Source organism: Amaricoccus sp., assembly GCF_017995835.1.
Lineage (GTDB): Bacteria > Pseudomonadota > Alphaproteobacteria > Rhodobacterales > Rhodobacteraceae > Amaricoccus.
In genome coordinates this window covers 1-22,642 of the sequence record NZ_JAGOID010000053.1, presented here as the reverse complement: position 1 = coordinate 22,642, position 22,642 = coordinate 1, and the positions used below count along the sequence as shown (strand labels likewise).

Genomic DNA, 22,642 nt, shown 5'->3' with positions numbered 1-22,642 from the left:
GCGCAGATCGACGCCGGCGCGGCCATCGTCAACGTCGCGACGGTGACGACGAAGGAAGGCCCGACGGACGAGGACGACGCCACGGTCGGGGTCGATCAGCGGCCGGGTCTCGCCATCGACAAGCGCTTCGTCGAGATCCTCGAGGACGACGGTGGCTATGGCGGCGGGGCGAACGGCAAGCTCGACAAGGCCGGCGAGGTGATCGTCTACGAGATCGAGGTCACCAACAACGGCAACGTGACGCTGACCGACGTCATCATCACCGACCCGCTGACCGGGACCAACCAGAACGTCGGCGATCTCGATCCGGGTCAGTCGAAGACGATCCAGACGACCTACACGCTCACGGCTGCGGACATCGCCAGCAACGGCACGATCGAGCCCGACAACGTCCTGCCGGGTCAGATCGACAACACCGCGACCGCCGACAGCGTCCAGACCGGCCCCGTCAGCGACAGCGAGGCGGTGCCGCTGGTGGTTCCGGCCAAGCCCGCCAAGCTCGCGATCGACAAGTCGGTCAAGAGCGTCAAGGACAAGGACGGCGACGGGCTGACCGATGCCGGCGACGTGATCACCTACCGGATCAAGGTCACCAACACCGGCAGTCAGACGCTTACCGGCGTGACGGTCGACGATCCGCGGCTCGGCGGGGTGATCGCCTCCGGGATCACGCTGGCGGTGGGCCAGAGCCGGACGTTCACCAAGAGCTATGTGATCACCCAGGAGGACGTCGACACCAACGGCAACGACTGGGACGGCAAGATCGACAATACGGCGACCGCGGACAGCAACCAGACGGACCCTGTCAGCGACAGCGCCTCGACGCCGATCGACTACAAGCCCAAGGTGACGATCGAGAAGCAGATCCTCGTCAACGGCAAGTGGCAGGACGCCGACAGCGCGCCGGGGCCGAAGCTCGCGAAGGATGCCGACCATATGGTCGACTTCCGCGTTGTCGTGAAGAACGCCGGCAACGTCACGCTGACGGGTCTGGAGGTCGTCGACGACAACGGCACGCCGGGCTACCTCGCCGACGACTTCCTCATCGATCTTCCCGAAACCCTGGGCGTCGGGAAGCAGGCGACGGCGCGCTACACCTCCTACTGGGCGGCAGGCGCGCAGAAGAACGTCGCGACCGTCGACACGGACCAGACCGGCCCGGTTTCCGATGCGGCCCACTACACCGGCAAGGGAGGGCAAGGCGGCGGCGGCGTGTGCAAGGCGTCGTTCTGGACGACGAACAAGGCGTTCTGGGACGGGAAGGTCGGCAACGAGGGGGCGAATGCGGGCAAGCCGGGGTATCCCGCCTCGGACGTTCTGAAGGCCCCGGAGAAGTTCGACTTCTTCGACACCGATGGCGACACGCTCTACTTCACCGGCGAACTGCTGCAGGGCGCCAACAAGGGCAAGCAGAACACCGTCGGCATCTCGCTCGACAAGGCCTACGATCTGATGGCCGCCGGGTCCGGCAGCGATGCCCGGCCGACCCTTGCCCGTGAGGTGATCGCCGCGACGCTGAACGGTCTCGCCGGGAACGCGACGCCCGACAGCGAACTGCAGGAGGCGGTCGACTGGCTCGTTACCCACGGCTTCGGTAAAGGGGTGCAGGACACGGACGGCTACGGCTTCGCGACCAACAGTTCGATCGGCTCCGGCAACAGCAGGTGGACGACGATCCCGTCGCTCAGCACGGAGTCCGCGGCCGATCTGCGCGCGCAGCTGGCGAGCTACAATGAAACCGGCCTCGACGACAACGTCAGGATCGCCCTCGACGCCGACGCGCTTCTGATCTGAGCGCCACGCGCGGTTGCCGATCGCCAAAGGGGGCGCCCCACGGGGCGCCCCTCTCTCTCTGTGGTGGGATGATACCGGCGAGTCTACCAGGCTACCCGGCGCAACACGGGCTAACACGCGTGATAGACAGGTTAACTACCTGATTGCACACGATAAAAACCTTAGTGGTCAAAAAGGTCCGCGAGTGTTTCATGAGCCCGCCGGCATGAGCCCATGGATAGCTCGCAGCCCGGCCCGTCGGTCGTATCCCGGATTTCGACCGTCCGCCGGCGACCGGCAATGCCCGGGCGACGGCGGCGACGGCCAGAGGTCAGCGGGCGAGGACGTTCACGAATTGCCAGGGGTCGGCCGGATCCTCGGGCTCGCCGAGCTGGGGCCAGCGGGTGCGGAGCGGGTTCCAGCTCGTGTAGGCCCCCTCGATCGGACCGAGATAGGGGCGCATGATCTCGAGGCAGCGGGCGTGGTCCATCTCGTCGGTTTCCACGATGCCGGCCTCCGGGTTTTCCAGCGCCCAGACCATGCCCGCGAGCACCGCGCTCGTCACTTGCAGGCCGGTGGCGTTCTGGAAGGGCGCGAGCTCGCGGGCGCGCTCTACCGTCAGCCGGGAGCCGTACCAGAGCGCGTTGCGGGCGTGGCCGTAGATCAGCACGCCGAGGCAGTCCTCGCCCGAGGCGATCTCGTGCTCGTCGAGGAGGCTCTCGGTTTCCTGCGCGACGCCGGTTCCGAGCATCTCGTGGAGCGAGAGCACGGCCTCGTCGCAGGGGTGGTAGGCGTAGTGGCAGGTCGGGCGGAACTCCGGGGTCTCGCCGGAGCCCACGGTGTAGTAATCCGCGATCGAGATCGCCTCGTTGTGGGTGACGAGGAAGCCGAGCTGCGGCCCCGCCACCGGCGTCCAGGTGCGTACCCGGGTGACGATGCCGGGCGTGTCGAGGAAGATGCCGGCCTTGCAGCCGGCCGCGTGGCGGCGGGCGTTGGCGGGGAAGCTGCGCTCATGGCTGCCCCATCCGAGCTCCGCCGGCTGGAAGCTCTCGGCGATGAAGCCTTCGACGGACCAGGTGTTGACGAAGGTTCCGCGCGGACGCGGCGTGCGGGCGACCTGGGTGTCGCGCTCGGCGATGTGCACGCCGCGCACGCCGAGCCGCTGCATCAGCCGCGCCCAGCCGGCGCGGTCGGCGGGCGTCCCCACGCGGAGGCCGGTATCGGCGGCGAGCTTGACCAGCGCCTCCTTGAGGAGCCACGAGACCATGCCCGGGTTGGCCCCGCAGCAGGTGACCGCCGTCGTCCCGCCGGGGTTGGCGCGAGCTTCGGCGCGAACGGCCTCGCGCAGCGCGTAATTGGTGCGCGCCGCCGGTCCAAGGCCGAGGTCGAAGTAGAAGCCCTTCCACGGTTCGGTGACGGTGTCGACGTAGAGCGCGCCTTTTTCGCGGCAGTAGGTCATGATGTCGAGCGAACCGACATCGACCGAGAGATTGACGCAGATGCCCTTGCCGCAGGCGAAGAGCGGGTCGAGCACCTCCCGGTAGTTCTCCGGGGTCAGCGCGACGGGAATGTGGCGAACGCCCCGCGCGGCGAGGAAATCCGCGCGTCGCATCGATGGCTCGATCACGTGGATGTCGTCGCGGTCGTAGGTGAAGTGCCGCTCGATCAGCGGCAGGGTTCCCCGTCCTATCGAGCCGAAGCCCACGATGACGATCGGCCCGTCGATCCGGCCGTGGTTCGGATAGCTTTCGGCCATGCCGCTCCCCCTGGTCAAACCGCGCCCGGGAGGGGCGCCCTCCTGCCCCATGCCAAACGCGACCGGCCGAGTAAAGGTCCGCCCGGAGATTGAGGCCGTTCGGGCGGTAGGCCCGGCAGGTCTAGCAGGTGGGGTCACCGCCCGCATCGGGAGCGGCGCAGCGAACGCGGGCCGTCACGTCGTGGAAATCGTAGATCGATCGGTCGTCAGGAAAGACGTACATCCGGTCGGGCAGGTCCGGCAGGTCGAGGCCGAACTCGGTCGAGAGCATCGCCCGGTAGAGGTTCACCGGCGAGAGGTCCTGGCGCATCCGGCCGTAGTCGCCGCCCGGCAGGCGGATCGCGTTCATGATGCCGAACTTCACCCGCAACTCGTCGGGCGTGGCGTCCTGCCACGGGATCCGCATGTCGCGCGCGGGGATCGGCCCTTCGTCGGCATGGATCAGAATCACCGCTTCCGGCCGGCCGGGCGCGAGCAGCGCCACCGTCACGTCGCGGATGATGGCGGCGGCGTACTGCGCCTGTTCGCCGTGGGCCTGCCGCTCGCTGCGCATCTCGGCCTCGGGCCGGCTCAGGCAGTCGCCGTCGGGGGTGAAGGGATACGGCCCGTGCGGCACGAGGATATGGGCGAAGACGTAGAGCGGCCGGTCGTCGCGGCGGAGCGCCTTGATCTCCTCGATCTGGCGCGCGACGCGCTGGCACTGGCCGTTGTCCCATCGCAGCATCATCTGCGCGCGGCTGCCCGGCAACAGGTGGACGAGCGGCAGCACGATCGAGCGCCGCAGCCAGGTCATGTTGAACTCGCTGAGCCCCAGCGGCCGGTTCACCTCGGCGTTCGGATTGTCATAGGTGCCGACCCACCACGACCCGTATTGCCGCTGGTCATAGCCGAGGCCGCGCAGGTAGCGGCCGACGAGGCTGTCGTCCATCATGGCGAAGATCGGCCGCCAGTCGGCTCCGGAGACGCGCGGATCCGCCGCGAGCGCGTCGAGATAGCGCATGTTGAAGGTCGAGGCGAGCGAGTGCCCGGTGCTGACGTAGTTGGCGAAGCTGTCGCGCGCCACGTAGAAGCCCTGGCCCTCGAGGAAGTCGCCGGCGGTGTCGGCGACCCCGAAATACGAGGCCAGCGTCTCCTCCGAGCCGTAGCGGTCGAAGACGAAGTCGTAGATGTCCGGCAGGTCGCCCGCCGGCTTCGGGGCGGTCGCGAGGGCCGGTTCCTCGGCGAAGGCTTGCGCGGCGTCCCAGGCCTCGCGCGAGCCCCGGTGGCGCCATTCGAATCCCGCCGCCCGCCAGGCAGGCATGAGCAGCATCGCCGCGGCGGTGCAGACGACGATGACGTGGGCGACATCCTGCCAGCCGCGCACGCCCCGCAGGGCGAGCGTCAGCACGACCATGATCGCCAGCGCGAACGGCAGGACACGCAGATGGGTGTAGTCGCCGCCGATCGCGTCGTTCAGATGTCGGAAGATCTCGAGGTAGTGGAGCGAGCCCGCCGTCCAGACGCAGGCGATCAGCGCCGCGCCGGCGTCGGCCCGGCCGCGCAGGCGGACGACGAGCAGCCAGACGAGCAGAGAGAAGGCGATCGCGCCGGCGAAGGCGGGCGCCGCGTCGGACCACGAGGCCTGGTGCAGGTTGCGCGACAGCGGATCGAGCACCGAGGCCGCCGCAAGCGCCACGGCGGCGGCGGGCCAGACCCGGGCGGTGGCGGTCGTGGGGGCTGCACTGGCGGGGGGCATCGGCACGTCTCCATCGGCGGCGGCCCGCTCGGGGCCGTTACGAACTTGATGGCAGAAAAGCGGCGGCTATGTGAAGGTACCGTGACGCCGCCGGCGCTCTCGTCCGCCCGCGGCCGGGGAAAGTAAGGAGCCACGACATGCGACGACCCGCCTATCTCGCCCTTGTTCCGGCAGCGCTTCTCGCGGGGACCGCACCCGCCTACGCCTATCTCGACCCCGGCACGGGCAGCATGATCCTGCAGGCGTTGCTCGGCGGGGCGGCGGGCGTGGCGATCGCCGGCAAGCTCTACTGGCGGCGCTTCATGGTGATGATCGGCATGCGCCGTGACGACGCGCCTCCCGCCGAGCAGGGCAAGCCCCGGGCCGATCCGTGAAGGCTGCCGCCGAGGCGGAAGCCCTGCCGGTCGCGACCTCGTCCCCGCTCCAGCGCGAGCCGGGATCCTTCCGCGACCGCAACGGCCGGGTGCACTACCAGGACGGGCGCGTGCTGCGGACGCTTGGTCCGAGGGCGAGCGAAAACTGGCAAAGGCTTCAGGAAACGGCGTTCTTCCGCCGCTGCGTCGAGGCGGGAAGCATCGTCGCCACCACGGATCTGGGCCCCCAGCCGGACGGGGGCGGCCTGCTCGAGCACGAGCGCATTCCGTTCGTGTCCTATCCCTACGAATGGCCGTTCGGGATGCTGAAGGACGCGGCGCTGCTGCATCTCGACCTGATGCGCGACGCGCTCGCCGAGGGATTCGTCCTCAAGGACGCCACCCCCTACAACGTGCAGTGGCAGGGCGCGCGACCCGTCTTCATCGACATCCCCTCGTTCGAGCCGCTGCCGCCGGGCGCGCCCTGGGCCGGCTATCGGCAGTTCTGCGAGCTGATGCTCTATCCGCTGATGCTCCAGGCCTACCGCGGCGTCGACTTTCGCCCGCTGCTGCGCGGCCGGATCGACGGCATCCCGGCGGGCGAGATGCGGCGGATGCTGTCGGCGCGCGACCTTCTCCGTCGCGGCGTCCTGCTCCATGTCGTCGCGCAGAGCCTCTTGCAGCGCCGCTACGCCGGCAGCGGCCGGGACGTGCGCGGCGCGCTGACGGAGGCGGGGTTCGACAAGTCGCTCATCGAGCGCAACGTGGCGAAGCTGCGCCGCCTCGTCGCGGGACTGCGGCCTCCCGATCTCCCGACGGAGTGGGGCGACTACGAGAAGACCCACAGCTACGACGCGGCGGAGCACGCGGCCAAGGCCGATTTCGTGGAGCGCGCGGCGGCGCGCCGGCGCTGGCGGCTGGTCTGGGACATCGGCTGCAACACCGGCGCCTTCTCGCGCCTCGTCGAGCCCCGCGCCGATTGCGTGGTGGCGATGGACGCCGACTGGCTGGCGATCGAGAGGCTCTATGCGCGCGAGCGCGCGGACGGGTCGGGGCGGCGCATCCTGCCGCTCGTCGTCAATCTCGCCGACGCCTCCCCGTCCCAGGGCTGGCGCGGGGCCGAGCGGCGCGACCTCGCCGGGCGCGGCAAGCCCGACCTCGTCCTCTGCCTCGCGCTCGTCCATCACGTCGTCATCACCGCGAACATTCCGCTCGCCGATTTCGTCGACTGGCTGGCCGGGCTCGGGGCGTCGGTGGTGATCGAGTTCGTCTCGCGCGAGGACGAGATGGTGCAAGCGCTCCTCGCCAACCGCGAGGACCAGTACGACGACTACCACCCGGACACGTTCCGCTCGCTGATGGCCGAGCGGTTCCGCATCCGTGAGGAGCGGCCGCTGAAGGGCGGCAAGCGGTTCATCCTGCTGGCCGAGCCGCACTGAAGACCGAGACGGCCCGCGCTTCGCAGCGCGGGCCGTCGTGATTGTTCTGCCTTGGCGTTCGGGCCCTTGGCGTCAGTTCTTCGCGTAGTACTCGACGACGAGGTTCGGCTCCATCATCACCGCATAGGGCACGTCCGAGAGGCTCGGGGCGCGGACGAACTCGGCGGTGAGCTTGGAATGGTCGACCGAGATGTACTCCGGCACGTCGCGCTCGGGCGAGCCGATCGCCTCGAGCACGATCGCGAGCTGGCGCGAGCGCTCGCGCACCTGCACGACGTCGCCCGGCTTCACCTGGTAGGAGGCGATGTTGACGCGCTTGCCGTTCACGGTGACGTGGCCGTGGTTCACGAATTGGCGGGCGGAGAAGATCGTCGGCACGAACTTGGCGCGATAGACGATGGCGTCGAGCCGGCGCTCGAGGAGGCCGATCAGGTTCTCGCCGGTGTCGCCGCGGATCCGCTCGGCCTCGGCGTAGATGCGGCGGAACTGCTTTTCGGTCAGGTCGCCGTAATAGCCCTTCAGCTTCTGCTTGGCGCGGAGCTGGGTGCCGAAGTCCGAGAGCTTCGACTTGCGGCGTTGACCGTGCTGGCCCGGGCCGTATTCACGCTTGTTTACCGGGGACTTCGGACGGCCCCAGATGTTCTCGCCCATGCGGCGATCGATCTTGTACTTCGCAGAGGTGCGCTTGGTCACCTGCGGTCTCCTTTATCGCGTCCAACATCGCCGGCGCCCTCCTTTGCCCGGGTCGCCCCGGGCCGACAGGATCCCCCTTGCGGGGGCCACGGACGCCACAACCCCGCCCCAACCGGACGGAGAGCCGGCCTTATAGCCGCGCAGCGGCGGGAGTCAATGAGACGCGAAGCGACTCTGACGCAAGCTCTGACGCCTGCCGACGTTGCGTTCCGGCTGGAAAGGGAGCAGGTTCGGGGTTCCCGGGGCGTTCTTGGGTATAGATGTCAGGCTCCCCGGTGAGTTGGGAGGGTGACGCATGCGCATTCACGAGATCGCCGGCGCGGCGATGGTGTCGGCGCTGGTCCTGGCGGGTTCTGCCGGAGCCGAGGAGCAGATCCTGAAGTTCCGTCTGGTGACCACGGATCGTGACTCGGTCGAGCACGACGTGGCGAACGTGCCCGGGCGCTATGTCGCGGCGCACGAGTCGGTAGGGGTCGCGGTGTTCGAGGACGGCCGCATCGCCCACAAGAGCTTCGTCTATACCGAGAATGGAACCGAAGACGCCGGCGAAGCCGTCGGATACAGCACGTACACCTTTGAGAACGGTGACGCGCTGACCGCAAAGTTCGTCTCCACGTGGGGCGCCGATGGATTCAAGGGAACCTACGAGGTCCTCTCCGGCGCCGGCGAATTCGAAGGGGCCACCGGAACCGGGACGTTCGGGAAGGTTGACGTGCCCTGGAGGGACATGTCCGCCTACGAGGGGTCGTTTACGCTCGAAGTCCCTGGCGCCTGAAGCCGTCGCGATCGAACCCGCCCGGGGCCTCGGCGGGCGGCGGCATTGTTCGCCTGTTCTTCGATAGCGCGGCGCTGATCGGCGGGTGCGCGGGGCCGTCGGCCGCTACGGCCGATCATGCCGGGCCGCGGGCAGTTTGCGCTCGCCAAGCCCGCCGCGCGGCGCTACGCACGGGGGGCGCCGGGCGCCCCGCGCCGGTTCGGAGGAGCAGCTGCCGTGTCGCGCGGGCCCACGTTCACCACCGGCTCGACCATGCGCCACGTGTCGGTCATGACCCTGACCAGCGCGATCGGCCTGACCTTCATGTTCCTGATCGACGCGGCGACGCTGTTCTGGGTGTCGCGCCTCGGGGACGAGCGGCTGGTCGCGGCGCTCGGCTTCGCCTGGACCGTGACCTTCTTCATCATCAGCACCGGCATCGGGCTCGCCATCGCCGCGACCGCGCTGGTCAGCCGGGCGCTCGGCGCCGGCGACGCGCCGGGCGCCCGCAAGACCGCGTCGGCGGCGCTCGTCATCACCCTCGCCGTGCAGGCCGCGATGGCGCTGGCGGTGGTCCTTCTGCGCGACCCGTTGCTCGCGCTCGCCGGAGCCGAGGGCGAGACGGCGGCGCTGGCCAGCCGCTTCCTGCTCGTCACCACGCCGGCCGCGCCGATCATGGCGATGGGGATGGTGGGATCGGCGGCGTTGCGGGCCGCTGGCGACGCCTGGCGCTCGATGTCGGTCACGCTGGCGGCGGGGATGCTCGCCATGGTGCTCGACCCGGTGTTCATCATCCTGCTCGACTTCGGACTCGAGGGCGCGGCCTGGGTGATGGTGCTCGCCCGCGGCAGCTCCGGCGCGCTGGCGGTCTGGTACCTGTGGCGCGTGCACAATCTGCTCGCCCCGGTCAGCCTGCGCGGGATCGTCGATCAGGCGCGCGCCTTCTTCGCCATCGCCGCGCCGGCAAGCCTCACCCAGCTCTCCGCGCCGTTCGGCAACGCCGTGGTCACCACGCTGATCGCCGCCCACGGCGTCGGCGCGGTCGCCGGCTGGGCCGTGGTCACCCGCATGACGGTGCTCGCCTTTGGCGGCATCTTCGCGCTCTCCGGCGCGATCGGCGGCATCCTCGGCCAGAACTACGGCGCCGGGCTGCTGCCGCGGGTGCGCCGTGCCTACCGCGACGCGCTCGTCTTCTGCGCGGCCTATACCGGCGCGACCTGGCTGCTCCTCTACCTCGTGCGCGAGCCGGTCATCGCGGTGTTCCGGCTCGGTCCCGAGGGCGCGGAGGTATACCACGCCTTCGTCGGGCTCGCGGCCGGTGGCTTCATCTTCGCCGGCGCGCTCTTCGTCGCCAACGCCGCGTTCAACACGCTCGGCCGGCCGCTCTGGTCCACCGCGTTCAACTGGACGCGAGACGGGCTGGCGATGTGGCCGCTCGCCTGGTCGCTGTCGCGGGTTCTGGGCGCGCCCGGGGTGATCTATGGCCAGGCGCTCGCCGGGGTCGTGGTGGGGGCGGCGGCGGCCTGGGTGGGCTGGCGCTTCGTCTCGACCCTCCGCCCGCGGGTTCCCGGCGCCGATCCCGGGAGCGCCGACTTGGAAACGGCGGCGGCGGGCTTACATCAGGCCTGACCCCCAGCATGCGAAAGGCAGACGCTCATGTTCAGCCTGTTCAAGAATGCCGCGATGCCGGCCCCCGGCGCCGCGCTGCCCGGCCGTCCGGAGCCGATCCCGACTGCCCGAACGCATTTCGTCAGCGACCGTCCGTTGAAGGGGCCGCACCCGGAGGGCATGGCGCAGGCCATGTTCGGCATGGGCTGCTTCTGGGGCGTCGAGCGGATGTTCTGGAAGCTGCCCGGGGTCTGGGTGACCGCCGCGGGTTATGCCGGTGGGCAGACGCCGAACCCGACCTACCAGGAGGTCTGCTCCGGCGGCACCGGCCATAACGAGGTCGTCTTCGTCACCTTCGACCCGGCGCAGATCAGCTACGAGACCCTGCTCCGGACGTTCTGGGAGGGTCACGACCCGACCCAGGGCATGCGGCAGGGCAACGACCATGGCACGCAGTACCGCTCCGGCATCTACGTCTTCGGCGAAGGCCAGCGTGCGGCGGCCGAGGCGTCGAAGGCCGAGTACGAGGCGCAGCTGCGCAAGGCGGGTTTCGGGCCGGTCACCACCGAGATCGTCGATGCGCCGCCGTTCTACCATGCCGAGGACTACCATCAGCAGTACCTGGCCAAGAACCCGGGCGGCTATTGCGGGATCGGCGGCACCGGCGTCGCCTGCCCGATCGGCGTCGGCGCTTGACCGTCCGCCTGCCTCTCCATAGTCAGAGGCCCGGGCCGGGTTTCCAGCGGAGGGGCGGGTGGCGCTCTATCACGTCCTGACGGCGCTCGCCGGGGAGCGGGCCGCCGAGGCGCTGGCCGAGGCGCTGGAGGCGCTCGACCCGGTGGCGACCGAGGTCCGCGACCATGACGACGACAGCGGCCTCTGGGACGTGGGCGCGCACTTCGCCGCACCGCCGGACGCCGCCGGCCTCGCGCTGCTCGCCAACCTGCACGGCGCGCCGGATTTCGCGGTCACGCGGGTCGAGGATCGCGACTGGGTCGCGCAGGTGCGCGCGGAGCTGACCCCGGTCGATGCCGGGCGCTTCGTGGTGTTCGGGGGGCACGACCGGGAGCGCATCCCGGTCAACCGCATCGGACTCGAGATCGAGGCGGCGCAGGCATTCGGCACCGGCCACCATGCCACGACCCAAGGCTGCCTGATCGCGCTCGACCGGCTGGCCCGGCGCGGCTTCGCGCCGCGGAGCGTCGCCGACATCGGCGGCGGCACCGGCGTGCTTGCGATGGCGGCGGTTTCCGCCTGGCGCGCGACGGCGATTGCGGGCGACATCGACCCGCTCGCGACCACGACGGCGTGCGAGAACGTCGCGGCCAACGGCTTCCGGCTGGGGATCGGCTGCGTCACGGCGGCGGGCTTTCGCCACACGCGGCTGCGCCGGCGCTATGACCTCGTCTGCGCCAACATCCTCGCGGCGCCGCTCAGGGCGCTCGCGCCGCAGATGGCCGCGCATCAGCCCCCGGGCGGCGTGGCCGTCCTGTCAGGGCTGCTTGCGCGGCAGGCCGCGGGCGTTCTCGCGGTCTATCGGGGCTGGGGATACCGGCGGATCGACCGGATCCCGATCCAGGACTGGACGACCCTCGTTCTGCGTCGCGGCTGAGGCTCAGCGAACGGCGCTCTCGCGAGCCAGATCGCCGGCGAGCGTCGGAATGTCGCCGCGATGCAGGCCGATGTCGCGGAGCTGCTGGTCGGACAGGTTCGACAGCGCCCGCATCGTCGCGTTGACGCTGCGCCGTGTCGTGAAGGCGTCGATGGCGCGCTCGATGAGCGAGATGACGCGAAAGGCGGAGACCGACCCGAGCGGGGCCGAGCGATTGTAGTCGATGACGGACATGGGTTCGGGCTTTCGGAGTTCTGCGGCGCCTGTTTTGTGATCGCCGCTGCCGCCAAGTTAGGCATTCCGGGAACCCCGGACAATCGCCATTCCCGAATGTCCGCCATGCGCCGGGTGCAGGGCGACAGGTTTGGCTTGGCGGATGTTCGTGCTTCGTGCTAGTCCTTGCCGGGACAAGGCCCGGAACGGGTGCGAGCAGGAACAGCGACGGGACATGCGTGTCATCGGGATCGACCCGGGCTTGCGCCGCACGGGCTGGGGTGTCGTCGACGTAACGGGCGTCTGCCTCGTCCATGTCGGCAACGGCACCTGCCTCTCCGAGGGCGACGACCTCGCCGCCCGCCTTTGCAGCCTCCATGCCCAGCTCGCGGCCGTCCTCGCCCGCTTCCGTCCTGACGCCGCCGCTGTCGAGCAGACCTTCGTCAACAAGGACGCCGCCGGCACGCTGAAGCTCGGCCAGGCCCGCGGCGTTGCGCTGCTCGCCCCCGCCCAGGCCGGCGTGCCGGTCGCGGAGTACGCCCCCAACGCGGTCAAGAAGGCGATCGTGGGCGTCGGCCACGCCGACAAGGTCCAGGTCCAGCACATGGTCCGCCTGCAACTCCCCGGCGTCGCGCTCGCCGGCCCCGACGCCGCCGACGCGCTCGCCATCGCGCTCTGTCACGCCCATCACGCCCGCTTCGGCGGCAGGCTCGACGCCGCCATCGCCCGGGCGGTCGCGCGATGATCGGCAAGCTGACCGGCCGGCTCGACTACCGCGCCCTCGACCACGTTCTGATCGACGTGGGCGGCGTCGGCTATCTCGTCTACTGCTCCGACCGCACGCTCGCCCGGATGCCGCCGCCCGGCGGCCCGGTCGCGCTCTACACCGAGCTTCTCGTCCGCGAGGATCTGCTCCAGCTCTTCGGCTTCCTCACGCTGGCCGAACGCGAATGGCACCGCCTCCTCGTCTCGGTGCAGGGGGTGGGAGCCAAGGCCGCGCTCTCCGTCCTCGGCGCCCTCGGCGCCGATGGCCTCTCCCGCGCGCTCGCCCTCGGCGACGCCGCCGCGATCAAGGCCGCCCCCGGCGTCGGCCCGAAGCTCGCCCAGCGGATCGTCCTCGAGCTGAAGGCGAAGTCGCCGGGCGTCATCGCCCTCGGCGCCGCCGGCGCCCGTGCGCCCTCCACGCCCGCGCCCGAGCCCGGCGCTCCGGCTCTTGTGGCGCCGCCGGCGCCCGACGAGGCCAGCGCCGTCGCCACGGCCGAGGCGCTCTCGGCCCTCGTCAACCTCGGCTACGCCCCGGGCGAGGCCGCCGCCGCCGTCGCCGAGGTCGCCGCCGAAGGCCCGACCGAGACCCCGACCCTCATCCGCGCGGCGCTGAAGCGCCTCGCGCCGAAGGCGTAGCGCCATAATGGCCGATCCGGATCCGACGGTGCGCCCCGACCCGCTCCCCGAGGACGCCGACCGCGCGCTGCGTCCGCAGACGCTGGCCGAGTTCATCGGCCAGAAGGCCGCGCGCGCCAATCTCGCCGTCTTCATCGAGAGCGCGCGGCGCCGCGGCGAGGCGATGGACCATACGCTGTTCTATGGGCCCCCGGGCCTCGGCAAGACCACGCTCGCCCAGATCATGGCGCGCGAGCTCGGGGTGAACTTCCGCATGACCTCCGGGCCGGTGCTGGCCCGCGCCGGCGATCTCGCCGCTATCCTGACCAACCTCGACGCCCGCGACGTGCTCTTCATCGACGAGATCCACCGCATGAGCCCGGCGGTGGAGGAGATCCTCTACCCCGCGCTCGAGGATTTTCAGCTCGACCTCGTCATCGGCGAGGGTCCGGCGGCCCGCACCGTGCGCATCGAGCTTCAACCCTTTACGCTCGTCGGCGCGACGACCCGTCTCGGCCTCCTGACCACGCCGCTCCGCGACCGCTTCGGCATCCCGACCCGGCTCGAATTCTATGACGTCGACGAACTCGTGGCGATCGTCACCCGCGCCGCGCGCCTGCTCAAGGCCGACGCCACCCCCGACGGCGCCCGCGAGATCGCCCGCCGCGCCCGCGGCACCCCGCGCATCGCCGGCCGCCTGCTGCGCCGTGTCGTCGACTTCGCCATCGTCGAGGGCGAGGGCAGGGTGACACGCGAGATCGCCGACGTGGCGCTGATCCGGCTCGGGGTCGACGACCTCGGCCTCGACGGCGCCGACCGGCGCTATCTCTCGGTGATCGCCGAGAACTACGGCGGCGGCCCGGTCGGCGTCGAGACCCTCGCCGCCGCCCTCTCCGAGGCGCGCGACGCGATCGAGGAGGTGATCGAGCCCTTCCTCCTGCAACAGGGCCTGATCCAGCGCACCCCGCGGGGTCGGATGCTGGCGTCGCGGGCCTGGCGACACCTCGGGCTCGCCGAGCCGCGGCCCGCCGCCGCCGCGCCGCGCGCGCCGGATCTCTTCGACGAGGGTTGAGCGCCGCCGACGGCGGGTGCCGGTCAGCCGGCTGCGGCGGTGCGGACGGGGGCCTCGGAGAGCAGCTTTCTCAGGTCGAGCGGCGCGTTGACCATGCGCAGTCCCCCCGTCTCGTCGCGTGGCCACTCCGCCTCGGGGCGGTCGTGGTAGAGTTCGACGCCGTTGCCGTCGGGGTCGCGCAGGTAGATTGCCTCCGACACGCCATGATCGGCCGCGCCGTCGATCGGGATGCCGGCCTCGACCACGCGGCGAAGCGCGTCGGCGAGTTCCGTACGGTTCGGATACAGGAAGGCGGTGTGGTAGAGGCCGGTATGGCCGGCCGGCGCCGGCGTGCCGCCCTTGCTCTCCCAGGTGTTGAGGCCGATATGGTGGTGGTATCCGCCGGCCGACAGGAACGCCGCCTGCTGGCCGTAGCGCTGGGTCAGTTCGAAGCCGAGGACGCCGGAATAGAAGGCGATCGCGCGGTCGAGATCCGAGACCTTGAGATGGACATGGCCGATGCGGGTGGCGGGGGCGACCGGAACCGCGGGCTGGGGGTTGGACATTGGCGACGCCTGTCTCTCTTTCGTTGACATGCCCAGTATAATGCGTCCGGCGTCGCGAAGTTACGTGCCAATGTGGAAACGATCGGTTTCGACATGCGCGAGGTGACGGTCGAGCGGATCGGCCTGCGCGGCGACGGGCTCGCCGCGGGCGGGTTGCGCGTCCCCTTGGCGCTGCCCGGCGAGATGGTCCGCGGTCCTGTCGAGGACGGCCTGTTGGCCCCCGCGGAGATTCTCGTCGCCTCGCCCGACCGCGTGCCGCCGCCCTGTCCGCATTTCGGCGTCTGCGGGGGTTGCACCTTGCAGCATGCCTCGGACGGACTGCTCGCGGCGTGGAAGCGCGAGGCCGTGGTCCGGGCGCTGGCGGCGCAGGGAGTGGAGGCCGACGTCGGCCCGACCCGGGTCTCGCCGCCGCGCTCGCGGCGGCGCGCGGTCCTTGCAGCGCGGCGCACCCGCAAGACCGCGACGGTCGGGTTTCACGGTCGGCGTTCGACGGCCATCGTCGACGTTCCGGGCTGCCTGCTGTTGCGCCCGGAGCTTCTCGCCGCGCGGCAGGCGCTGGCGGAACTGGCGCGGGCCGGGGCGTCGCGCTCGGGCGAGCTGCGCTGCACGGTGACGGTCTCGGAGGGCGGGCTCGACGTCGACGTGTCCGGCGGCAAGCCGGCGGACGCGGGCCTGCGGCGCGAACTGGTCGCGGTCGCCGAGAGGGCCGGGTTCGCGCGGCTGGCCTGGGACGGCGAGACGGTCGCGGCGCTGCGGCCCGCGGTCCAGCGTTTCGGGCGGGCGCGGGTGGTTCCACCGCCGGGGGCGTTCCTGCAAGCCACGGCCGAGGGGGAGGCGGCGCTGGTCGCCGCGGTGCGGGCCGGGGTCGGGACGGCGCGGCGGGTGGTCGATCTCTTTGCGGGATGCGGGACCTTCACGCTGCCCCTGTCGGAGCGGGCCGAGGTTCACGCCGTGGAGGGCGAGGCGGCGATGCTGGCGGCACTCGACGCCGGCTGGCGCGCGGCCGGCGGGCTGCGACGGGTGGGCACGGAGGCGCGCGATCTCTACCGGCGGCCGCTGCTGCCGGGTGAATTCGCGCGGTTCGACGCGGCCGTGATCGATCCGCCGCGCGCCGGGGCGGAGGCGCAGGTGCGGGCGCTCGCGGCGTCGAAGATCGCGACGGTGGCGGCCGTGTCGTGCAACCCGGTCACCTTTGCGCGCGATGCGGCGATCCTGATCTCCGCGGGATTCCGTCTCGGACCGGTCGCGGTGGTCGATCAGTTCCGCTGGTCGGGACACGTGGAGCTGGTCGGTCGCTTCGCGCGATAGAGCGTGGCAAGCGGCTGAAAAGGCGCGGTTTTATGCGGCTGGAATGTAGCTGGAATCGCGCTGGAATCCGGCTTGCCACTTTTTCAGGATTTCGAAACGTCGCGGCGGAGACCTGCCTGGCCGGGTGTGGCGCCGGCGTGACCGATGGGGCCGCGGATTCCTCCGGTCTGGCCACGGTCGAGCAGCAGGTGGTCAAGGATCACGCAGGCGAGCATCGCTTCGCCCACCGGGACGGCGCGGATGCCGACGCAAGGATCGTGGCGGCCCTTGGTGACGATCTCGGTCTCCGCGCCCGTCAGGTCGATGGTGCGGCGGGGGGTTAGGATCGACGAGGTCGGCTTGACGGAGAAGCGCGCGACGACGTCCTGGCCGGTCGAGATGCCGCCGAGGATGCCGCCCGCGTGGTTCGAGGAAAAGCGCGGGGTCCCGTCGTTGCCCATGAAGATCTCGTCGGCGTTCTCGACGCCGGTCAGGGCGGCGGCGGCCATGCCGGCGCCGATCTCGACGCCCTTGACCGCGTTGATCGTCATCAGCGCCATGGCGATGTCGCTGTCGAGCTTGGCGTAGATCGGCGCGCCGAGGCCGGGCGGGACGCCCTCGGCGACGAGTTCGACGATGGCGCCGACGGAGTTGCCGGACTTGCGCAGACCGTCGAGACAGGCGGCCCAGTCCTCGGCCGCGCGGGCGTCGGGGCACCAGAACGGGTTGCGCGGAACCTCGTCCCAGTCCCAGGCGGCGCGGTCTATGGGGCGGTCGCCGATCTGGACGAGCGCGCCGCGGATGCGCAGGCCGGGCGCCAGCGCGGCGAGGACGGCGCGGGCGACGCCGCCGGCGGCCACGCGGGCGGCGGTCTCGCGCGCCGAGGAGCGGCCGCCGCCGCGGTAGTCGCGCAGGCCGTATTTCAGGTGATAGGTGATGTCAGCATGGCCGGGGCGGAACTTCGCGGCGATCTCGCCATAGTCCTTTGATCGCTGGTCGGTGTTGCGGATCAGGAGCGAGATCGGCGCGCCGGTGGTGCGGCCTTCGAAGACGCCGGACAGGATCTCGACCTGGTCGGGTTCCTGGCGCTGGGTGGTGAAGCGGCTCTGCCCGGGGCGGCGGGCGTCGAGCCAGGGCTGGATGTCGGATTCAGTGAGCGCGACGCCGGGCGGGCAGCCATCGACGACGCAGCCGAGCGCGGGCCCGTGGCTCTCGCCCCAGGTGGCGACGCGGAACAGGTGGCCGAAGCTGTTGAACATGCGCGCCTCCGTCGCGGAGGCCCCACCTATCCCGGGTCGCCCGCCGAGGTAAAGCCGCTGCGTTGGGTCAGCGTCGCCAGACGCCGAGGGCGCGGAGCTCGCTCGAGGAGAGGTCGAGCATCCGGCCGGTCAGCAGGCACCAGGCGGGCGGTTGGGCGAAGGGCAGGGCGCGCGCCCGCGAGGCCGGCAGACGCCAGCGCGCGAAGCGGCAGGCGGCCGGGGACAGGCCGGCGCGGAGCTGGTCGCCGGGGCGCGCCAGCACGCCGACCGGAACGAGGCTCATGATCTCCTGCCAGCGGCCCCAGCGGTGGAAGGTCGCGAGGTTGTCCGCGCCCATCAGCCAGACGAAGCGGACGCCCGGATACCGCCGGCGCAGGGCGGCGAGCGTGTCGGCGGTGGCGCGGGTGCCGAGGCGGGCCTCGAGGTCGGTCACCTCGACCCGGGGCCGGCGCATGATCGCGCGGGCGGCCGCGAGGCGACGGCCGAGATCGGCGGGGGCGTCGGGCTTGATCGGGTTGCCGGGGCTCACCAGCCACCAGACCCGGTCGAGGCCGAAGCCCTTCATCGCCCATTTCGTTACGTGGACGTGGCCGGCATGGGGCGGATCGAACGAGCCCCCGAAGAGCCCCACGCGCATCCCGGGCCGGGCGAGCGGAAATCCTGCCACGCGCGTTGTCCTCGTCCTGCCCTGTCCAGCCGCCTGTCGTCAGCCCTCCGCCGCGCCGGAGCGGGAGGCGAGGCGCTTTGCCCGTTCGCGCAGGGACTGGAAGACGACGTATAGGGCGGGGATGACGAAGATGCCGATCACCGCGGCGGCGAGCATTCCGCCGGCGACGGCGGCGCCGACGGCGCGGCGGGACAGCTCGGCGGCGCCCTCGGCGCGGACGAGCGGGATCAGGCCGGCGATGAAGGCGAAGCTCGTCATCATCACCGCCCGGAAGCGCAGCCGCGCGGCGTGGGTGGCGGCGTCGACGATCGGCTCGCCCTTCTCGCGCAGATCCTTGGCGAACTCGACGATCAGGATCGCGTTCTTGGCGGCGAGCGCGATCAGCACGACGAGGCCGATCTGGGCGTAGATGTCGAAGGAGAGGCCGGTGAGCAGCAGCGCCGCGAAGGCGCCGGCGACGCCGACCGCGACGGAGAGGAGCACGGGGACCGGGATCGTCCAGCTCTCGTAGAGGCCGACGAGGAAGAGGTAGGCGAAGAGCAGCGCCAGCGCGAGGATGGCGGTGGTCTGGCCCGACGCCGCGAGCTCCTGGAGCGCGGTGCCCGACCATTCGAAGTCGTAGCCGGGGGGCAGCGTCGCGCGCGAGATCTCGGCCATCGCCGCGAGCGCCGTGCCCGAGGAGATGCCCGGCGCCGGGCCGCCCTGGAGTGTCACCGCGCGGACGTTGTTGAAGCGGACGATCGAGTCCGGCCCGACGTCGAGCCGGGCCGCGGCGACGGCGGCGACCGGGACCATCTCGCCGCTGGCGTTGCGCACGTTGATGCGGCCGATGTCGGGGAGGTCGAAGCGGTCGCTCTGCTGCCCCTGGAGCGTCACGCGCCAGGCGCGGCCGAAGATGTTGAAGTCGTTGACGTAGACCGCGCCGAGCACCCCCGAGAGCGCGCTGAACAGGTCGGAGACCGGCACGCCGAGGCTCTGGAGCCTGTCGCGGTCGATGTCGAGAAAGACCCGCGGCGCGTTGGCGGCATAGGTGGTGAAGACGTTGGCGAGCCTCGGGTCCTGGTTCGCGGCGATCATCAGCCCGCCGGCGGTGGCGGCGAGTTCCACCGCCTCGCGGCCCTGGCGGTCAACGAGCTGGTACTCGAAGCCCGAGCCGGTCCCGAGGCCGATGATCGGCGGCAGGTTGAAGGCGATGACCAGCGCCTCACGCACGCCGGCGCCGATCTGGTTCGCCCGCATGATGGCGCTCTGGATGTCGAGGCCGGGCCCGGTGCGTTCGGAGAAGGGCGCCATGCGCAGGATCAGCGCGCCGGCGGAGGACTTCGCCATGCCGTCGAGCATGCTGAAACCGCCGATCGTTACGACCGACTTGACCCCGGGAATCGTGGCCATCGCGGTCTCGATCTCGCGCATCACCGCGTCCGTGCGGTTGGCCGAGGCCCCCGTGGGCAGGCGGACCTCGGCCATGAAGGCGCCCTGGTCCTCGGCGGGCAGGAAGCCCGACGGCACGCGGCCCGCGAACCAGCCGGCCGCGACGAAGGCGGCCGCGAGCGCAACCAGCCCGAGAACGGCGCGCCGCGCGATCGCCCCGGCGATACGGGCGTAGCCGTCGCGGGCGCCGTCGATGCGGCGCGAGATCCAGCCCATGATCCCGCGGGGAGGCCCGTGGTGCTTCTTGAGCACGATGGCGCAGAGGGCCGGCGAGAGCGTCAGCGCATTGATCGCCGAGATCACCATCGAGACCGAGACCGCGACGGCGAACTGCTGGAAGAGCTGGCCGGAAATGCCGGGGATGAAGGCGACCGGGACGAACACCGAGAGCAGGACGAGGGTGATGGCGACGATCGCGCCGGTGATCTCGCGCATGGCGACGCTCGCCGCCTCGGCGGCGCTCATCTCGGGGTTCTCGGACATCACCCGCTCGACGTTCTCGACGACGACGATCGCGTCGTCGACGACGATGCCGATGGCGAGAACGAGCGCCAGCAGCGACACGGTGTTGAGCGAGAAGCCGAGCATCGCCATGGCGGCGAAGACGCCGATGAGCGCGACGGGCACGGCGATGATCGGGATCAGCGTGGCGCGTAGGCTGCCGAGGAAGACGAAGACGACGATCGCGACGAGGACGAATGCCTCGATCAGCGTCTTGACCACCTCGTGCACGCTGTCGGAGACGAATTCCGACGTGTCGTAGGTGACGTCGTAGACGACGCCCTGGGGCATGGTCTCGGCGGCGTCCGCGAGCACCTGCTTGACGCCGGCGGCCGCGGCCAGCGCGTTGCCGCCCGGGGCGAGGTAGATGCCGAACATGGCGCTCACCTTGCCGTTGATGCGGGCGAAGGTGTCGTAGTTCAGCGCGCCGAGGGTCACCCTGCCGACGTCGCCGACGCGGACGAAGCCGCCGTCCGGGTCGGCGCGGATCACGATGTTCTCGAACTCGGACGGCTCGGACAGGCGGCCGAGCGTGGTCAGGGTGAGCTGGAAGATCGGATCCTCGGCCATCGGCTGCGCGCCGAGGCGGCCGATGGCGGCCTGGACGTTCTGGCTGCGGATCGCGGCGATGACGTCGTTGGGGGTGAGGCCGAGGTTGGTCAGCCGGTCGACGTCGAGATCGACCCGCATGGAGAAGTCGCGCGGGCCGAACATGGTCACGTCGCCGACCCCGGGCACGCGCTTGAGCGCGTCGAGGATGTTGAGGCGCGCGTAATTCGACAGGAACAGCGCGTCGTGCTCGCCGGTCTCGGAGAAGAGGCTGATGGCCATCAGCATCGCCGCCGAGGCCTTCTTCACGCTGATTCCGGTGCGCCGGACCTCCTCGGGCAGCATCGCCTCGGCCAGCGCCACGCGGTTCTGCACGTTGACCTGGGCGATGTCGGGGTCGGTCCCGACCGCGAAGGTGACGGAGAGGTTATAGCTGCCGTCCGCGCCGCTCGTCGATTTCATGTAGATCATGTCGTCGACGCCGTTCACCGCGTCCTCGATCGGCTGGGCGACCGAATTCTCGACCGCCTCGGCGCTCGCGCCCGGGTAGGAGGCGGCGATCGAGACCTGGGGCGGCACGATGTCGGGGAACTGCGCCACCGGCAGCCGCGTCAGCGAGACGAGGCCGGCGATGACGATGACGATCGAGATGACGGCCGCGAGGCGCGGGCGGGCGATGAAGACGTCGGAGATCATGGGCTCAGCCGTTCCCGCCCGCGGCGAGCGCGGCGTCGACCTTCATGCCGGGGCGGACCTTGTTCAGCCCCTCGACGATGACCTGCTCGCCCTCGGTCACGCCCTGCTCGATCACGGTGCGGCCGTCGACGGTCTGCCCGACGCCGACGCGGCGCTGCTCGACGACGCCCTCGGGGTTGACGACAAGGGCGAAGAAGCCCTGGAGGTCGCGGCTGACCGCCCGGCTCGGCACGGTGAGGAGCTTCTGCGGGGTCTCGGCGCGGAGCGTGCCGCGCACCAGCGCGCCGTCGCGCAGGCGGCCTTCGGGGTTGGGGAACACGGCGCGCACGAGGATCGTGTCGGTGCCCTGCGCCACGCGGGCGTCGGCGAAGTCGATGTCGCCGGGATGGGGGTATTCCGAGCCGTCGGCGAGGGTGAGGCGGACGGCGCCGATGCGGCTGGCTTCGCCCTTGGCGACGCGGGCGTTGAACTCGAGGGTCAGCCGCTCGGGGATGGGGAACTCGACGGTCATCGGGTCGATGCGGGTGAGGGTGACGAGGGGTCCGCTGTCGGGGCTGACGAGCGCGCCCACGTCCACGGCGGCGAGGCCGGTGGTGCCGGGGAAGGGGGCGGTGATCCGCGTGTACGAGAGGTCGAGCGCGGCGCGGTCGCGTTGCGCCTCGAGCTGCTCGATCGCCGCCACGGCCTTGGCGAGGTTCGCCTCGGCGACGTCGAGCACGGCCTGGGCGGCGGCCTGGCGCTGGACGAGGGTGGCCTGGCGGTCGCGTTCGATCTCGGCGAGCTTGCGCTCGGCCTCGGCGGAGGCGATCGAGGCCTCGATCTGGGCGAGGCTGGCGCGATAGGCGGCGTCCTCGATGCGGAAGAGCAGCGCGCCCTCCTCGACCGGCGCGCCTTCGACGAAGGGGCGTTCCTCGACGAAACCGGAGACGCGGGCGCGGATGTCGACCTTCTGCTGGGCCACCGCGCGGCCGGTGAAGACGGCCTGCTCGCTGATGTCGGTGGTTTCGGCGAGGGCGACCGTCACGGCCGGGGCCGGGGCCTGCTGCTGCGCCCTCGCCGGCCCGGGCGAGAGAAGCGCGGCGAGCGCGAGGCCAGCGAGCGGGGCGAGCAGGCGCATTGCGTCCCTCCTGATTTGTCCGAGGATTAGCGTGTCCGCCGCGCCGCCGTCCACCGTGATCAGATGCGGATGGCGCGCAGCATGGCGTCGACGTTGCGCGGGTCCGCGTCGGGCGTGATGCCGTGCCCGAGCGTGAAGACGTGTGGACCGCCGGCGAACGCCTCGACGCAGGCCCGCGTGGCCCGCTCGAGCGCGCTCCCGG

The 22,642-nt window shown here is 71.1% G+C and carries 21 protein-coding genes; 11 read left to right on the top strand and 10 right to left on the bottom strand.

Annotated features, from left to right (window positions below):
* On the top strand, positions 1 to 1,794 hold a 1,794-nt coding region (locus KBA23_RS09900; RefSeq protein WP_290740130.1), incomplete at its 5' end, for a hypothetical protein.
* Between the two features lie 310 nt (positions 1,795 to 2,104).
* Here the strand turns inward: KBA23_RS09900 and KBA23_RS09895 are convergent.
* Positions 2,105 to 3,529: a saccharopine dehydrogenase NADP-binding domain-containing protein gene (locus tag KBA23_RS09895; protein ID WP_290740128.1), complete on the bottom strand. Its 1,425-nt coding sequence runs from the start codon at positions 3,527 to 3,529 to the stop codon at positions 2,105 to 2,107.
* A gap of 121 nt (positions 3,530 to 3,650) precedes the next feature.
* Positions 3,651 to 5,264, bottom strand: coding sequence for a hypothetical protein (locus KBA23_RS09890; protein ID WP_290740126.1), 1,614 nt, complete (start codon positions 5,262 to 5,264; stop codon positions 3,651 to 3,653).
* 137 nt (positions 5,265 to 5,401) lie between these two features.
* Between KBA23_RS09890 and KBA23_RS09885 the strand changes: the two genes are divergently transcribed.
* Positions 5,402 to 5,638, top strand: coding sequence for a hypothetical protein (locus KBA23_RS09885; protein WP_290740124.1), 237 nt, complete (start codon positions 5,402 to 5,404; stop codon positions 5,636 to 5,638).
* Complete coding sequence (locus tag KBA23_RS09880) at positions 5,635 to 7,056, top strand: class I SAM-dependent methyltransferase (RefSeq protein ID WP_290740122.1); 1,422 nt, start codon at positions 5,635 to 5,637, stop codon at positions 7,054 to 7,056. The genes KBA23_RS09885 and KBA23_RS09880 overlap by 4 nt, the downstream gene beginning before the upstream one ends.
* 72 nt (positions 7,057 to 7,128) lie before the next feature.
* On the opposite strand, the gene rpsD is transcribed toward KBA23_RS09880, so the two are convergent.
* Positions 7,129 to 7,749: a 30S ribosomal protein S4 gene (rpsD, locus tag KBA23_RS09875; protein ID WP_290740120.1), complete on the bottom strand. Its 621-nt coding sequence runs from the start codon at positions 7,747 to 7,749 to the stop codon at positions 7,129 to 7,131.
* Positions 7,750 to 8,044: 295 nt separating this feature from the next.
* On the opposite strand from rpsD, the gene KBA23_RS09870 reads away from it, so the two are divergent.
* The 4 genes from KBA23_RS09870 to KBA23_RS09855 all read left to right on the top strand — a co-directional run bounded on the left by KBA23_RS09870 (position 8,045) and on the right by KBA23_RS09855 (position 11,723).
* Entirely contained in the window at positions 8,045 to 8,524 is a 480-nt protein-coding gene (locus tag KBA23_RS09870; protein WP_290740118.1) for a hypothetical protein, read from the top strand.
* Between the two features lie 216 nt (positions 8,525 to 8,740).
* Complete coding sequence (locus tag KBA23_RS09865; protein WP_290740115.1) at positions 8,741 to 10,132, top strand: MATE family efflux transporter; 1,392 nt, start codon at positions 8,741 to 8,743, stop codon at positions 10,130 to 10,132.
* A gap of 27 nt (positions 10,133 to 10,159) precedes the next feature.
* Positions 10,160 to 10,807, top strand: a complete 648-nt coding sequence (gene msrA / locus KBA23_RS09860) for a peptide-methionine (S)-S-oxide reductase MsrA (RefSeq protein ID WP_290740112.1) — start codon at positions 10,160 to 10,162, stop codon at positions 10,805 to 10,807.
* Between the two features lie 58 nt (positions 10,808 to 10,865).
* Positions 10,866 to 11,723 (top strand): 50S ribosomal protein L11 methyltransferase, encoded by an 858-nt coding sequence (locus tag KBA23_RS09855; RefSeq protein WP_290740108.1) that lies wholly within the window; start codon positions 10,866 to 10,868, stop codon positions 11,721 to 11,723.
* 3 nt (positions 11,724 to 11,726) lie between these two features.
* Here KBA23_RS09855 and KBA23_RS09850 read toward each other — a convergent pair whose 3' ends face one another.
* Positions 11,727 to 11,957 (bottom strand): DUF1127 domain-containing protein, encoded by a 231-nt coding sequence (locus KBA23_RS09850; RefSeq protein WP_290740105.1) that lies wholly within the window; start codon positions 11,955 to 11,957, stop codon positions 11,727 to 11,729.
* A 214-nt stretch (positions 11,958 to 12,171) separates the two neighbouring features.
* On the opposite strand from KBA23_RS09850, the gene ruvC reads away from it, so the two are divergent.
* The 3 genes from ruvC to ruvB are packed head-to-tail and all read left to right on the top strand — an operon-like array spanning position 12,172 to position 14,388.
* Entirely contained in the window at positions 12,172 to 12,681 is a 510-nt protein-coding gene (gene ruvC / locus KBA23_RS09845) for a crossover junction endodeoxyribonuclease RuvC (protein ID WP_290740102.1), read from the top strand.
* On the top strand, positions 12,678 to 13,337 hold the full coding sequence (gene ruvA, locus KBA23_RS09840; RefSeq protein ID WP_290740099.1) for a Holliday junction branch migration protein RuvA: 660 nt from the start codon (positions 12,678 to 12,680) through the stop codon (positions 13,335 to 13,337). Before ruvC ends, ruvA begins: the two co-directional genes overlap by 4 nt.
* A 7-nt stretch (positions 13,338 to 13,344) precedes the next feature.
* On the top strand, positions 13,345 to 14,388 hold the full coding sequence (ruvB, locus tag KBA23_RS09835; protein WP_290740096.1) for a Holliday junction branch migration DNA helicase RuvB: 1,044 nt from the start codon (positions 13,345 to 13,347) through the stop codon (positions 14,386 to 14,388).
* A 23-nt stretch (positions 14,389 to 14,411) separates the two neighbouring features.
* Here ruvB and KBA23_RS09830 read toward each other — a convergent pair whose 3' ends face one another.
* A complete protein-coding gene (locus tag KBA23_RS09830) occupies positions 14,412 to 14,933 on the bottom strand; it encodes a VOC family protein (RefSeq protein ID WP_290740094.1) in 522 nt (173 codons plus the stop codon).
* Between the two features lie 93 nt (positions 14,934 to 15,026).
* Here KBA23_RS09830 and KBA23_RS09825 point away from each other — a divergent pair, with 93 nt between their 5' ends.
* On the top strand, positions 15,027 to 16,241 hold the full coding sequence (locus tag KBA23_RS09825; protein WP_290740133.1) for a class I SAM-dependent RNA methyltransferase: 1,215 nt from the start codon (positions 15,027 to 15,029) through the stop codon (positions 16,239 to 16,241).
* Between the two features lie 83 nt (positions 16,242 to 16,324).
* Here the strand turns inward: KBA23_RS09825 and aroC are convergent, their stop codons facing one another.
* The 5 genes from aroC to KBA23_RS09800 all read right to left on the bottom strand — a co-directional run.
* A complete protein-coding gene (gene aroC, locus KBA23_RS09820; RefSeq protein ID WP_290740092.1) occupies positions 16,325 to 17,479 on the bottom strand; it encodes a chorismate synthase in 1,155 nt (384 codons plus the stop codon).
* Positions 17,480 to 17,546: 67 nt separating this feature from the next.
* The gene (locus KBA23_RS09815; protein WP_290740089.1) at positions 17,547 to 18,146 is read right to left on the bottom strand and encodes a nicotinate-nucleotide adenylyltransferase; all 600 of its coding nucleotides are present in this window, start codon (positions 18,144 to 18,146) and stop codon (positions 17,547 to 17,549) included.
* Between the two features lie 39 nt (positions 18,147 to 18,185).
* Entirely contained in the window at positions 18,186 to 21,323 is a 3,138-nt protein-coding gene (locus KBA23_RS09810) for an efflux RND transporter permease subunit (protein WP_290740085.1), read from the bottom strand.
* Positions 21,324 to 21,327: 4 nt separating this feature from the next.
* Positions 21,328 to 22,440, bottom strand: coding sequence for an efflux RND transporter periplasmic adaptor subunit (locus KBA23_RS09805; protein ID WP_290740082.1), 1,113 nt, complete (start codon positions 22,438 to 22,440; stop codon positions 21,328 to 21,330).
* A gap of 59 nt (positions 22,441 to 22,499) precedes the next feature.
* The coding region (locus tag KBA23_RS09800) for a uroporphyrinogen decarboxylase family protein (RefSeq protein ID WP_290740131.1) at positions 22,500 to 22,642 on the bottom strand (143 nt) is incomplete at its 5' end.